This window comes from Vibrio sp. S234-5 (genome assembly GCF_000960595.1).
GTDB lineage: Bacteria > Pseudomonadota > Gammaproteobacteria > Enterobacterales > Vibrionaceae > Vibrio.
The window spans coordinates 142,642-155,933 of record NZ_JZAM01000060.1; the positions used below are offsets into that span (position 1 = coordinate 142,642).

Genomic DNA, 13,292 nt, shown 5'->3' on the forward strand with positions numbered 1-13,292 from the left:
ATAATCCTTTTATTCTAAAGCAACAGTGAGGTTAATAGTTCGCAGCTCTTTTCTGACTGCTTCATCTTCTGGCATAGGGAAATTGCCGACCTGAGCAATCGCGCTCTTTGCTGCCGTACAAACGCGGCTATCACCTTCAAGAACACTTACTGAACTGACAATCGCATCCACTCCGGTCGGGATCAGAGTAATATTAACTCGACAAGACTTTCCCAGTAAGTATTCATCCTTTATCAGCTTCTGCTGAATTAGCTGCTGATATATTTGTCCGTATCGATTTTTCTCGTCAGTGACAAACTGACTTTTTGCGGCATTGTTATGACTCGCTTCCGTCTCTAGCCCAGAATAAATATCATTGAGCGCTGCTTCTTTTTCTTTTTTTTCTTTGAGTTCTTTTTCCAACTGCTGCAAACGTGCTTTCTCTTTGCGCGCCTTTTCCGCTGCCTCTGCAGCGGCTTTTTGTTGAGCAATCCGCTCTTGCTCTGCTTTTTGCGCAGCTTCGCGCTCACGGAGAGCCTTTTCTTCGGCTTCTCTCGCCGCTTTTTCGTTTGCTAGACGCTCTTGTTCGGCTTTAGCGGCAGCCGCTTCTTTCGCAACGCGCTCTTGTTCGGCTTTTTTAATCGCCTCTTCTTTCACTTTCCGCTCAGCTTCTAGCTTAGCGGCACGATCTTTTTCCTGTCGCACCTTCTCTTCTGCGACTTTTTGCTCTTGCTCTCTCTTTTTGCGCGTCTCTTCTGCTTCACGTGCCGCTTTCGCCTCTCGAACTTGCTGCTCTTTTAACTTACGCAGTTGCTCTTCGTCTGCTTTGCGGTTCTTTTCCAACTGTTCCGCTTCACGGCGCAACTTGTCCAGCCGCTCTTGTTCTTTCTTCGCTGCTTTTTCCCGCTGCTGACGGATTTCATTCGCTTGCTGCTGTACCAACTTAGGGTCAATCACCACAGCCTGTACCATTTGCCCGGAAGCTTGCGGTTTAGGCATATTAAAATCGGTGCTCCAAAGCAAAGCAACGACTAAGGCGACATGCAGGAGTAGTGAGACCACAATGGGGACTACGAAATCATTCTTTTTATTTTTCTTTTCTCTCATGATCGCGTCTGACTTATTCTATGTCGGTTAGCAGGCCAACTTTGGGGATGCCGGCTTTACTGAGTTCATCGAGCAATAACACAATCTCCGCGTACGGTGTTGCGGCGTCACCACCAACAGCAATAGGCGAATCAGGTTTGAGAGAAAGCTCTGCTTTAACTCGCAAAATAACGTCGGCCAACGATAGACCACGTTGCACCTCATCATTATTGACACTCAACCCTAAGTTGCCGTCTTTATCAACTTCGATGATGATAAAACTGCTGTTACTTTCACCAGCCATCTGTTCCATAGACTGTGCGGTGGAGGTTTTCGGCAGCTCAACATCCACCCCTTGAGTTACAAAAGGAGCGGTCGCCATAAAGATGATCAGCAAAACCAACATGACGTCGATATACGGCACCACGTTGATCTCCGCAGTCATCTTGCGCTTTTTCGGTTGATAACCCGCCATCAGTGGCTACCTGCCATGGCTTGACGGTGCAAAATACTGTGGAACTCTTCTGAGAAGGTGGCGTAGTTGTGCTCCAGCTTCGTCACTTTATTGCTCAAACGGTTATAGGCCATAACAGCAGGAATAGCGGCAAACAAGCCCATAGCCGTGGCAATCAAAGCCTCAGCGATACCAGGCGCTACCATGGAAAGGGTGGCTTGTTTAACTTCACCTAGCGCAATAAAGGCGTGCATGATGCCCCAAACGGTACCAAATAGGCCAATGTAAGGGCTGATTGAGCCAACCGTTGCCAAAAATGGCAGACTGTTTTCTAAATCATCCACCTCACGGGAAACGGCCACACGCATTGCTCTGCCCGTCCCTTCCATGACATAAGCCGGTGAATTGGCATTGGTTTTACGTAATCGAGCAAACTCGGTAAAACCGGCATAAAAAATCTCTTCTGCGCCAGAGAGGTTCTCTTTTCTGGCTTTCACTTGCTGATAAAGCTGAGAAAGGTCGATACCAGACCAAAATTTGTCTTCAAACTCTTCGGCGTCTTTGCTCGCCTTCGACAACACCTTGCTGCGCTTGATGATCATGGCCCAAGAGACGACTGACATACCAAGCAAAGTTAACATGACCAACTTAACCAACAGGCTCGCTTGTAGAAAAAGATCTAAGATAGAAATATCAGCAGTCACTATTTGTTAACTCCGCAATAATAGACGTGGGAATGGCAAAAGGTTTCATTTTTAAATTGTCGATACATGCTACCTTAACTGTTGCTTTACACAACAACCGCCCTTCTTCATTGACCAACTCTTGACAAAAGGTCATCGAAACGCGCTTAAATTCGCCAATTTTGCTTCGTACGGTCAACTTTTCATCGAGTCTGGCGGCATGTATAAAATCGATATCCATATGTCGGACCACAAAACCGATATTTTGTTTCAGTAGCGCATCTTGTGAAATCCCAGCCGAGCGCAGTAATTCTGTTCGAGCGCGTTCGAAAAACTTGAGGTAGTTGGCATGATAAACCACCCCTCCTGCGTCCGTATCTTCATAATAAACCGTCACTGGCCAAGTAAAAGCGTGGTTATTGCTGTTCAATGTCGTACCGATTCAGTGCATGGATCAAAGCGATTACTATAACTTAAGTCACATAAATTGGTACCACACGCCTGCCTTTTTTTGAATTGTGTGGAGAAAATAAAAAGCCAGGCACTTGGCCTGGCTCAATTATTAACCATCTTGGTTACAAAATGTGTAAAGCGGTTAAAAACAGCAGAATTGGGATTGAAAAATAGGGGCTGAACAATAGCTGCCAATACCAATTTTTCGGCGTAAACCCAACACCATACACCATGCTCGAACACACCGCCCAAATGAGCGCTGGGCCAATCAGCACATTAAAACCGCCGATTGCAGTTGCGTAGGCGTGAGGCTCCCACATCACTAAACCAACATGAACAAACCCGAGTACTAGCGTGAATGCTTTCAGCCACGTTCTGTCGAACGGTTCATGCAGTGTCGCGATCTGTTCTGCTAGTTTATTCACTGTCTTTGTCCATCATTTCTGAATGCTCTAGCCAAAGAGCGTTGATGATGCCAAATGCACACGCAAGCAGTACACCGAGAATCCATGCGAAATACCACATAGTCTTTGCTCCTTAGTAAAGTGAGTTTTTGTTGTCTTCAATGAACTTGCTGTCTAAGCGGCCAAACATTTTGTAGTAAGACCACGCAGTGTAGGCCAAAATGATCGGCACCATCACAAAGGCAACGCCCGTCATCAAATTCAGTGTCAACTCAGATGAAGTCGCATCCCACATCGTCAAGCTGTGACTTGGCATCAGATCCGATGGCATGATGAATGGGAACATGGCAAATCCAGCCGTAAAAATCACACCCGCATTTCCTAGGCTTGAAGCTAAGAAAGCCAACGCCCCTTTTTCAAGACGAGAAGCAATCACCGCCAACAGCGGCATCACTACACCGAGAGCTGGTGCAGCCCATAGCAGTGGATAAGCTTCAAAATTGTTCATCCAAGCACCCGCTTGACGAACCACTTCTTTGTTTAGGGGGTTTGATGCGGCCATGGTATCGATGCTGCCAACAATGACGTAACCGTCAATGCTCTGGACCCAAAAGCCTGCTGCCACGAAAGCAAGCGCTGTCAGCATACCAGTCAGTTGTGCAACATTGCGTGCACGAACGTGAACCGCATCTGTGGTTTTCATTTGCAGCCAAGTCGCGCCTTGCATCAGGATCATAAACAAGCTCACCAAACCACAAAGCAATGCAAACGGGTTCAGCAGACCAAAGAATGAGCCATGATAGGTTGGCATCAAGAATTCACTCAGTTGGAATGGCACGCCTTGCAGTAAGTTACCAAACGCCACACCAAAAATGACAGGCGGCACAAAACCACTGATCGAGATACAGATATCCCAAGTGTTGCGCCATTTGGCATCTTCAATTTTTGAGCGGTAATCGAGACCAATCGGACGCAGCCATAGCGCGGCCAGCGTCACGATCATCGCTAAGTAGAAACCAGAGAACGATGTCGCGTAAACCAGTGGCCAAGCGGCAAACAGGGCACCACCTGCGGTGATAAGCCAAACTTGGTTACCATCCCAGTGTGGCGCGATCGAGTTGATCATCACGCGGCGTTCATTGTCATTTTTACCAATCACAGGGACGAGCGCACCCACCCCCATATCGAATCCATCGGTAATTGCGAAACCAACGAGTAGTACACCGATCAGTACCCACCAGATTAATCGCAAGATTTCGTAATCAAACATCTTGTATCTCCTTGACCTTACGCTTCGACCTGACGACTGACTTTGTCTGCAACAGAGTCTGCATTTTGTTCGAAGTGATAACGACCTGTTTTCAGGCTGCTTGGGCCTTTACGGGCAAACTTCACCATGAGGTAAACTTCTGCGATTAAGAACACGGTATAAAGCGCTAAAATAGCGAACAACGATGTCCAAATTTCGCCAGCGCTCAGCGCAGAGGCTGCCACATTGACAGGTAAGATTTCGCCGACGGCCCAAGGCTGACGACCAAATTCAGCAACAAACCAGCCTGCTTCGACTGCGATCCAAGGAAGTGGAATACTGAATAGCGCCGCTTTGAGTATCCATTGCTTTTGTTCGATCTTTTGACGACAAGTTTGTACAAACGCGGCACCAAACACGAACAACATAATGAAACCACAAGCAACCATGATGCGGAATGACCAGAACAGTGGCCAAACCGTTGGAATAGAATCATCCGCAGCCGCTTGGATCTGCTCTTCTGTCGCATCGGTCACTTTGTCTGTGTAGCGTTTCAGCAACAAGCCATAACCTAAGTCACCTTTGACCTCATCAAAAGCCGCCATGTTGGCAGGTGATTTATCGCCAGCGCGCAGTTTTTCCAATAGTTCATAGGCGTACATGCCGTTACGAATGCGGTCAACGTGCTGATCACGCAGATCGCGCAAACCCGTCACTTGTTCATCAAATGAACGCGTGGCAATAATACCCATCACATAAGGGATCTTGATGGCGTAATCAGTATGCATCGCATCCTGATTCGGCAGACCAAACAGCGTGAAAGCGGCAGGCGCTGGCTCTGTGTGCCACTCGGCTTCAACAGCGGCTAGTTTCACTTTCTGCACTTCACCAAGCTCATAGCCTGATTCATCACCAAGCACGATAACAGAGAGAATAGCGGCCATACCAAATGAAGCGGCAATAGCAAAAGAGCGGCGAGCAAAAGCGATATCTCGGCCCTTAAGCAAGTAGTAAGCACTGATACCCAAGATGAACATTGCGCCAGTGGTGTAACCAGAAGCCACGGTATGGACGAATTTCACTTGCGCTACCGGGTTAAGTACCACTTCGGCAAAACTCACCATCTCCATACGCATGGTTTCGAAATTGAACTCTGCACCTACTGGATTTTGCATCCAGCCATTCGCCACCAGAATCCACAATGCAGAGAAGTTAGAACCCAGCGCAACTAGCCAAGTTACCGCAAGGTGTTGACGTTTCGATAGACGATCCCAACCGAAGAAGAAAAGACCAACAAAAGTGGATTCTAAGAAGAAGGCAATCAGGGCTTCTATCGCGAGAGGTGCGCCAAAAATGTCACCTACGTAGTGCGAATAGTAAGACCAGTTGGTACCGAACTGGAACTCCATGGTTAGGCCAGTCGCCACACCAAGAGCAAAGTTAATTCCGAACAGCTTACCCCAGAACTTTGTCATGTCCTTATAGATCTGCTTATCGGTCATTACGTACAGTGATTCCATGATGGCTAAAAGAAAAGCCATGCCCAGAGTCAGAGGTACGAACAGGAAGTGATACATCGCTGTTAGTGCAAACTGCAACCGCGATAGATCAACTACGTCAATCATAGCAACTCCTATGTGTCGGCTGAATGACACTCTCTACATTTTACAACTCACCAGTGTTGAGAAAGCTTGGTACTTGTTTAAATCAAACAAGTGTTTGTTGCAAAAATGTACCGTATTGGTTAGTTAATTGTTAAGCGTCAGCTAATATAGCTACAGCTAATACTACTGCTAAACCCATCTTGTTTCAAAAAATTTATAGGGAGATTCTGCGTTGATCCAAATCAATATAATTGGCTCATTTCTGAACAAAAAAGCATCAAACTGATCTAAATCAACTCTCAGATAGAGGATTTGTTAAATGAAGGTAACCATAGAGAATCAAAGGGAAAATAAGTAACACCAAGGATTAACATTTGACCACTTTTTCTTACCTAGGAAGTGGTAGTGAGATTTTTAATAACGTGACAAAAGTCACATTAAGTAGAGAGCCAGATCTCGCGATCTGGCTCTGAAAACTTATTTTTCTATTCCGAAATGGAGATAAGCTCTGTCTGTAGCGATCCGCCCTCGTGGTGTTCTTTGTAAATAACCTTGTTGAATGAGATACGGCTCAAGCACATCTTCAATCGTATCCTTTTCTTCCCCTATCGCAGCAGCCATATTGTCTAGCCCGACGGGGCCGCCAGAGAATTTCTCCATGATAGCGAGCAACAGTTTTCTATCCATATAGTCGAAGCCCTGCGAATCGACATCCAGCATGTTCAACGCAAGATCAGCAACCTCAGCTGAAATGTGCCCATCACCTTTCACTTCGGCATAATCTCGTACACGTCTTAACAAACGGTTGGCAATACGAGGAGTACCACGTGCGCGGCGCGCCACTTCCAGCGCACCTTCTGCATCCATTGAGAGATTCAAACAACTGGCACTGCGCTGCACGATATTTTGCAAGTCAGGAATGTTGTAGTACTCCAGACGCTGAGTAATACCGAAGCGATCGCGTAGCGGCGAGGTAAGGGAGCCCGCTCGCGTGGTCGCGCCAATCAGAGTAAAAGGCGGCAGATCGATTTTGATCGAACGCGCCGCAGGTCCTTCACCGATCATGATGTCGAGTTGATAATCTTCCATCGCCGGATAGAGCACCTCTTCAACCATTGGGCTAAGACGGTGAATTTCATCAATAAATAGCACATCATTCTCTTCGAGATTGGTCAGTAGCGCGGCTAAATCCCCCGCTTTTTCTAACACTGGCCCAGAAGTCGTACGAATGCTGACGCCCATTTCGTTGGCGACGATGTTAGCCAAGGTGGTTTTCCCCAAGCCTGGAGGACCAAAAATCAACAAATGATCCAACGCTTCACTGCGCAACTGGGCCGCTTTGATAAAGATTTCCATCTGGTCACGCACGTGATCTTGGCCTTGGTAATCAGCCAGTTTTTTCGGACGAATGGCACGATCAATCACATCTTCGTCACGAAATGTAGGGTTTTCCGGTGCAATTAAGCGATCTGCTTCAATCATATCAATACCTTTATAGCACCATTAGACCATGGATTTCAGCGCTTCGCGGATCACCTGCTCACTGGTCATGTCCGGCTTAGCCACTTGCGCGACCACTTTCGACGCTTGAACAGGTTTGTAACCCAGCGCTAACAACGCGCTCACCGCTTCTTCTTCGGCATTGTTGCTTGCCGTCGCGCCGTTGTCTGCTGGTGCGACATCCGTAAACGGGGTAAAGAGATCGCCTGCACCCCAACCTTTGAGACGATCTTTCATCTCAACCACTAATCGCTCTGCGGTTTTCTTGCCAACACCTGGCAGCTTCACAAGGGTCGAGATATCTTCGCGCTCAACCGATGCGACAAATTGGCTGGCCGTCATGCCGGACAAAATGGCCAGACCCAGTTTTGGCCCTACGCCATTGGCTTTAATCACTTCACGGAACAAAGCACGCTCTTTGACCGTGTTAAAACCATACAACAGCTGCGCATCTTCTCTCACCACAAAATGAGTATAAATCACGGCTTCTTCACCCACATGAGGCAACTCGTAGAAACAGCTCATCGGCATCTGCACTTCATAGCCGATACCGTTAACTTCTATCAAAACTTCAGGAGGTTGTTTTTCCAGCAAAATGCCGCGAAGACGTCCGATCACGTTAAATACTCTTTGGAAATGAATTTGCGACAGAATAATAAAGAACTGGATAGACATCCAGTTCTTTATTGGGGAGCGTTCAGATTTTTGAGACGACTTGTTCTAACTGGGATGTTAACTGACGAACCGTGTCAACTTGCTGCCTTAGTTGCGTGCCATTCGCCGCGACAATTTCAGAGATACTTTTCGTGTTCACTACGCCTGACGCGACTTCGCTACTGGCTTGATCCAACTCGTTAAGCGCCGTCATTTGCTGACTCATGATATCGGCCAAGCTGTTAACGTCAGAGGAAATCGTTGTCACTTGTTCGATGATCTCACTCATTCGCTCGGCACTGGAGTGAATCACATGCTGCCCATGCTTCACTTCCTGCTCACTGCGATCAAGCAAATTTCGGATCTCAACAGCCGAGTGGCTGCTTTGCGAAGAGAGTTCACGTACCTGATCGGCAACCACAGCGAATCCGCGGCCTTGCTCACCCGCTCTCGCCGCCTCAATCGCCGCATTCAACGCCAATAGATTGGTTTGCTCCGCAACTGAGGTGATCAAATCCGCCACTTTCATGATCTGTTCGTGGCTTTCTAAGATCTGGCTGATCGCCTCTGTCGAGGCATTAAGCAGCTCTGAACTTTTTTCTGCCTGATGATGTACCAGCTCACTCTTTTGCCGCAGCTCTTGCACGAAACGGCCCGATTCCTCAACCCCCTGCGCCATTTGGTGTACCTGCTGGCTCATTTGCTCTGCGGCACTGGCTTGCGACTCACAGTTGAGGTTAAGTTGAGTGACTTGGCTATCGAGCGTCGTCGATTGGCTTTCCAGCGCTTGAGAGACAGTGTTCAGTTGATTGGCATTGGTGGTGGCATGCGCCAACACAGTCGACAGGTTTTGTTCACCCTCCTTCGCTTGCAAGGCCACCGCTTCACTTTGCACTTTCGCGCGTTCAGCCCCTTCAATCGCGTTGTCACGCTGTCGGGCGGTAAACGCCTGGGCAATACAAATCACCACCAGCGGCAAAATGGTTCCCGACCAAATCTCTACACGTGTTTCACCAGCGGATAAAGTTAAATGGGGAAAGGAGCTCCCAGCGATATGTTGATAAGTCATGATGGCGGAAATCGCGATGACGATACCACTCCAGGTGAGTGCCATGACACGTGTCGCTGAAAGGAAAAAAGCCACCACCAGCAGAGGGACCCAATAGGTCTGGGTCGAATCCACCACGCCACCGCTTTGATAGATGATGTTGAGCGCATGCAGCGTCATACCGACAAATCCCAAGTTGAGGGCTAAGGTCGGATTCTTAAACCATTTGAGGCAAAATGCAGCCAGCAACTCGAGTACAATTAACGCGATTGACGTGGTGACAAGACTTTCGCTGCCGTGTTTACTCCACTTGATTAAGCTGTAAACACCAACGAGAAACGCGATGAACGTAAAGAGGGATAAGATGTCAGCTTGCCGCTGCTGAGCGCTTGTCCACTCGCTTTGCGAGGGAACAAAAAACTGACGCCATAAGGTGGCTGGATTCATGCTCAATCTTCCTGATCGAAACTGTTATGACCTCCGACCACTATATCTACGTAACATTTGGATAACAAATCTCATTTTTGATTCTGTTTCGGCTGTCTCATTTTTCTGCATCGCTTGGCTATCAGCGATAACGACCTTTTTTGGCACTGGTTGCTTGGCCTGCTAATGCAATCAAGGTCTTATTGGTATTGGCATGACAAATCGCCACCCCCAACGCATCCGCCGCATCGGCCTGCGGCTTGGCGGGTAACTTGAGCATATGCTGCACCATGTGCTGAACTTGCACCTTGTCTGCCCCACCATTGCCCACCACGGCCTGCTTAATGAGACGCGCAGCGTACTCATACACTGGTAGCTCTGCATTCACCGCGGCCACGATCGCACTCCCCCGAGCTTGACCCAGTTTCAGCGCAGAATCGGCGTTTTTTGCCATAAAGACTTGTTCAATCGCAAAAGCATCCGGTTGGAACTGAGTGATGATTTCGCTTACTCCAGCGTAGATCTGTTTCAGCCGACCGGGCAGATCTTTTCCCGAAGTGCGAATACAGCCGCTGCCAAGGTAGTAAAGGTGGCGGCCGTTCTGACGAATCACACCGTATCCCGTGACACGCGAACCCGGATCGATCCCAAGAATAATAGACATGACCTTCCCACTTTATTTTTGTCATGTGAATAACTGGCTTCATCTTAGAAAAGATGGCTCCAGTGTGAAAACAAAAACTCCCGCAAAGGCGGGAGTTTTTTCACAAACTTAACGCTTACTCAGCGCTTTTTTCTTTTGCTAGCGTAACCGAAATCGCCAGCTCTTCCAACGCTGCCGAATTCGCAAGGCTTGGCGCATCGGTCATCAGACACGCTGCCGCCGTAGTTTTCGGGAAGGCAATCACGTCACGGATATTTTCAGTGCCACACAGCAACATCACCAGACGATCGAGACCAAACGCCAAACCTGCGTGAGGCGGTGTACCAAATTTCAACGCATCCAGAAGGAAGCCAAATTTGATTTTCTGCTCTTCGGCTTCAATACCCAGCAGATCAAACACCGCTGATTGCATTTTCGCATCATGAATACGCACCGAACCGCCACCCACTTCGTAGCCGTTTAGAACCATGTCGTATGCATTAGATAACGCACCTTCTGGGTTAGCTTTCAGCTCTTCTGGCGTCATGTTGAGCGGCGAGGTAAATGGGTGGTGCATCGCTGCAACATTACCTTCACCATCGCTTTCAAACATTGGGAAATCCACCACCCACAACGGCGCCCAAGCGGACTCGTTAGTGATAGCAAGATCTTTACCCACTTTCAGACGCAACGCGCCCATCGCTTCGGCAACCACGTTGGCTTTATCGGCGCCAAACAGAATGATATCGCCAGATTGCGCACCTGAACGCTCAATGATCGCAGCCACGATGTCATCAGAAAGGAATTTGGCCACTGGTGACTGAATGCCTTCCATGCCAGCGGCAAGATCATTGACTTTCAGCCATGCCAAGCCTTTCGCACCGTAGATCGCCACAAACGACGTGTATTCATCGATTTGTTTACGCGTCAAAGCCGCACCGCCAGGAACACGCAGAACTGCGACACGACCTTTTTCATCGTTCGCCGGGCCAGAGAAGACTTTGAAATCAACCTCTTTCAGCAGATCAGCAACGTCAACCAATTCCATCGGGTTACGTAGGTCTGGCTTATCACTACCAAAACGGCGCATCGCTTCGCTGTAAGGCATCACTGGGAACTCGCCCAAGTCAACATTCAGCAACTCCAGCCACATTTCACGGATCATTTTCTCTGTAATGGCACGCACTTGGTCTGACGTCATGAATGACGTTTCAATATCGATCTGAGTAAATTCAGGCTGACGGTCTGCACGCAAATCTTCGTCACGGAAACATTTGACGATTTGGTAGTAGCGGTCAAAACCAGACATCATCAGCAGTTGTTTAAACAACTGTGGCGATTGAGGCAGCGCATAGAAACTGCCTTTGTGTACTCGGCTTGGCACCAAGTAGTCACGCGCACCTTCTGGTGTTGCTTTAGTCAACACTGGAGTTTCGATGTCGAGGAAACCATTGGTATCGAGAAAACGACGAACAAAGCTAGACGCTTTAGCACGCAGTTTAATGCGATCGCTCATTTCTGGACGACGCAGGTCCAAATAGCGATATTTCAGACGTTGCTCTTCAGAGTTCTTCTGGTTGAAGTCCAATGGCAAAACGTCAGAACGGTTAATGATTTCAAGGCCTTTGGCCAAGATTTCCACTTCCCCCGTTGCCATCTCCGCATTGATTTGGCTTTCTGGGCGCGCACGAACTTCACCCGTGAGTTTGATACAGAATTCATTACGCAGTTGGCTTGCGATCTCGTACGCGTCCGCCATATCCGGATCGACGACTACCTGAACGACACCTTCGCGATCTCGCATATCGATAAAAATCAGACCGCCTAAATCACGACGGCGGTTAACCCAGCCGCATAGCTCTACAGTTTGTCCTGCAAGGGACTTGTTCAGGTGACCACAGTAATGGGTACGCATAATGAAATTCCCAATCTCTCTTAAATTGATAACGACTCCGCCGGTGAATTTCTCCGCAGAGCAAAGGTCCATTTATACGCTGAAAGTCTAAGAAAATCGACTAGTCAGAATACAATTTATTGCGTTTTATCATGCATTGGCGCTTTTTAATACAACAACTGTTCAAAAGCACAGCAAAGCAGGAAAATGGGTCGCAATTATAGCGTGAAAGTACCTATTGGGGCAAAACTACCGTAAAGTAATCAGGTGGAATTAGAGCAAAGTAAATGATGAATAAACTCCCTATTCGACTCGGCTTAACGATGTGGTCGCACAACCAGTGGCAACAGAGCTTTTATGGCTCCGGCACTAAGCCTGCACAGCGGTTGGAAAAGTATGCGCAAGTCTTTCATACCGTCGAGGGCAACACCACCTTTTATGCCACGCCTAACACATCTACGGTAATCAATTGGGATGCGGCGACACACGATGAATTTCGCTTTACCTTCAAATTGCCCAAAGCGATTACCCATCAACAAATGCTGCAAGGCTGCCAAGCAATGCTGGCGGATTTTCTGCACATTATGGCCCCTTTGCATGCACGCATCGGTCAATGGACGATTCAATTGCCTGCCGCCTTTGCTCCCGAATATTTGCCCAGGCTGCAACGCTTTTGTCAGCTTTTCCCGCGTGATTTTCCACTTAGCGTGGAAGTCCGCCATCCGGCCTTTTTTGCCAAAGGTGATGATGAAAAACGCCTCAACCACTGGTTAATTGAGGCAGGCATTAATCGCATTATCATGGATAGCCGTCCGGTTTTTGCCGCTGCTCCCACCAGCGATGTCATCATTGATGCACAGCAGAAAAAGCCGCGCGTCCCTGTGCACGCGATTTCCACCGCCCATCATCCGATGATCCGTTTTATTGGCCATCCAGATCTTGAGGCGAATCTGCCCTTTTTTCAGCCTTGGCTGACAAAGCTTCCACAGTGGATAAGTGAAGAAAAACAGCCCTATTTGATGATCCATACGCCCGATAACATCTTAGCGCCCGAGCTCGCGCTGAAACTCTACCAACAGTTGCAGCAAATGGTGCAATTACCTGATTTGGCAAATTTTCCAGCAAACGACAACCAATCGCAAATATCGATGTTCTAAACAGGGCACGGCAAAACATGACACACGAGCCAATTTCCCCTAAAATACGCGCCTTTTT

At 48.1% G+C, this 13,292-nt stretch carries 14 protein-coding genes; 1 reads left to right on the forward strand and 13 read right to left on the reverse strand.

From position 1 onward, the window contains the following. Positions 1-9 precede the first annotated feature (9 nt). The 13 genes from tolA to aspS all read right to left on the reverse strand — a co-directional run bounded on the left by tolA (position 10) and on the right by aspS (position 12,098). Positions 10-1,086, reverse strand: a complete 1,077-nt coding sequence (gene tolA / locus UF06_RS01885; protein ID WP_045568930.1) for a cell envelope integrity protein TolA — start codon at positions 1,084-1,086, stop codon at positions 10-12. A gap of 13 nt (positions 1,087-1,099) precedes the next feature. Beyond that, positions 1,100-1,540 carry an ExbD/TolR family protein gene (locus UF06_RS01890; protein ID WP_045568931.1) on the reverse strand — a complete coding sequence of 147 codons (441 nt, stop codon included), beginning with the start codon at positions 1,538-1,540 and terminating at the stop codon, positions 1,100-1,102. After that, positions 1,540-2,223 carry a protein TolQ gene (gene tolQ / locus UF06_RS01895; RefSeq protein WP_039425563.1) on the reverse strand — a complete coding sequence of 228 codons (684 nt, stop codon included), beginning with the start codon at positions 2,221-2,223 and terminating at the stop codon, positions 1,540-1,542. Before tolQ ends, UF06_RS01890 begins: the two co-directional genes overlap by 1 nt. Further along, on the reverse strand, positions 2,213-2,632 hold the full coding sequence (gene ybgC / locus UF06_RS01900) for a tol-pal system-associated acyl-CoA thioesterase (protein ID WP_045568932.1): 420 nt from the start codon (positions 2,630-2,632) through the stop codon (positions 2,213-2,215). The genes tolQ and ybgC overlap by 11 nt, the downstream gene beginning before the upstream one ends. Positions 2,633-2,777: 145 nt before the next feature. Then, entirely contained in the window at positions 2,778-3,080 is a 303-nt protein-coding gene (gene ybgE / locus UF06_RS01905; RefSeq protein ID WP_039425557.1) for a cyd operon protein YbgE, read from the reverse strand. Beyond that, on the reverse strand, positions 3,073-3,180 hold the full coding sequence (gene cydX, locus UF06_RS23450; protein ID WP_000270284.1) for a cytochrome bd-I oxidase subunit CydX: 108 nt from the start codon (positions 3,178-3,180) through the stop codon (positions 3,073-3,075). Before cydX ends, ybgE begins: the two co-directional genes overlap by 8 nt. 12 nt (positions 3,181-3,192) lie before the next feature. Continuing rightward, on the reverse strand, positions 3,193-4,329 hold the full coding sequence (cydB, locus tag UF06_RS01915) for a cytochrome d ubiquinol oxidase subunit II (RefSeq protein ID WP_045568933.1): 1,137 nt from the start codon (positions 4,327-4,329) through the stop codon (positions 3,193-3,195). Positions 4,330-4,346: 17 nt separating this feature from the next. Continuing rightward, the gene (gene cydA, locus UF06_RS01920; RefSeq protein ID WP_045568934.1) at positions 4,347-5,933 is read right to left on the reverse strand and encodes a cytochrome ubiquinol oxidase subunit I; all 1,587 of its coding nucleotides are present in this window, start codon (positions 5,931-5,933) and stop codon (positions 4,347-4,349) included. 456 nt (positions 5,934-6,389) lie between these two features. Beyond that, positions 6,390-7,394: a Holliday junction branch migration DNA helicase RuvB gene (gene ruvB / locus UF06_RS01925; protein WP_045568935.1), complete on the reverse strand. Its 1,005-nt coding sequence runs from the start codon at positions 7,392-7,394 to the stop codon at positions 6,390-6,392. Positions 7,395-7,415: 21 nt separating this feature from the next. Continuing rightward, positions 7,416-8,030, reverse strand: coding sequence for a Holliday junction branch migration protein RuvA (gene ruvA, locus UF06_RS01930; RefSeq protein ID WP_045569023.1), 615 nt, complete (start codon positions 8,028-8,030; stop codon positions 7,416-7,418). Positions 8,031-8,109: 79 nt separating this feature from the next. Next, positions 8,110-9,561 (reverse strand): methyl-accepting chemotaxis protein, encoded by a 1,452-nt coding sequence (locus tag UF06_RS01935; protein WP_045568936.1) that lies wholly within the window; start codon positions 9,559-9,561, stop codon positions 8,110-8,112. Between the two features lie 121 nt (positions 9,562-9,682). After that, positions 9,683-10,204 (reverse strand): crossover junction endodeoxyribonuclease RuvC, encoded by a 522-nt coding sequence (gene ruvC, locus UF06_RS01940; protein WP_045568937.1) that lies wholly within the window; start codon positions 10,202-10,204, stop codon positions 9,683-9,685. 115 nt (positions 10,205-10,319) lie between these two features. Next, entirely contained in the window at positions 10,320-12,098 is a 1,779-nt protein-coding gene (aspS, locus tag UF06_RS01945) for an aspartate--tRNA ligase (RefSeq protein ID WP_045568938.1), read from the reverse strand. A gap of 269 nt (positions 12,099-12,367) precedes the next feature. On the opposite strand from aspS, the gene UF06_RS01950 reads away from it, so the two are divergent. Next, positions 12,368-13,234: a DUF72 domain-containing protein gene (locus UF06_RS01950; RefSeq protein ID WP_045569024.1), complete on the forward strand. Its 867-nt coding sequence runs from the start codon at positions 12,368-12,370 to the stop codon at positions 13,232-13,234. Positions 13,235-13,292 lie beyond the last annotated feature (58 nt).

Excerpts from the sequence above, each read along its gene's own strand:
- tolA (WP_045568930.1), bottom strand. The coding sequence starts at position 1,086 with ATGAGAGAAAAGAAAAATAAAAAGAATGATTTCGTAGTCCCCATTGTG.
- UF06_RS01890 (WP_045568931.1), bottom strand. The coding sequence starts at position 1,540 with ATGGCGGGTTATCAACCGAAAAAGCGCAAGATGACTGCGGAGATCAAC.
- cydX (WP_000270284.1), bottom strand. The coding sequence starts at position 3,180 with ATGTGGTATTTCGCATGGATTCTCGGTGTACTGCTTGCGTGTGCATTT.
- cydB (WP_045568933.1), bottom strand. The coding sequence starts at position 4,329 with ATGTTTGATTACGAAATCTTGCGATTAATCTGGTGGGTACTGATCGGT.
- cydA (WP_045568934.1), bottom strand. The coding sequence starts at position 5,933 with ATGATTGACGTAGTTGATCTATCGCGGTTGCAGTTTGCACTAACAGCG.
- ruvB (WP_045568935.1), bottom strand. The coding sequence starts at position 7,394 with ATGATTGAAGCAGATCGCTTAATTGCACCGGAAAACCCTACATTTCGT.
- UF06_RS01935 (WP_045568936.1), bottom strand. The coding sequence starts at position 9,561 with ATGAATCCAGCCACCTTATGGCGTCAGTTTTTTGTTCCCTCGCAAAGC.
- ruvC (WP_045568937.1), bottom strand. The coding sequence starts at position 10,204 with ATGTCTATTATTCTTGGGATCGATCCGGGTTCGCGTGTCACGGGATAC.
- aspS (WP_045568938.1), bottom strand. The coding sequence starts at position 12,098 with ATGCGTACCCATTACTGTGGTCACCTGAACAAGTCCCTTGCAGGACAA.
- UF06_RS01950 (WP_045569024.1), top strand. The coding sequence starts at position 12,368 with ATGAATAAACTCCCTATTCGACTCGGCTTAACGATGTGGTCGCACAAC.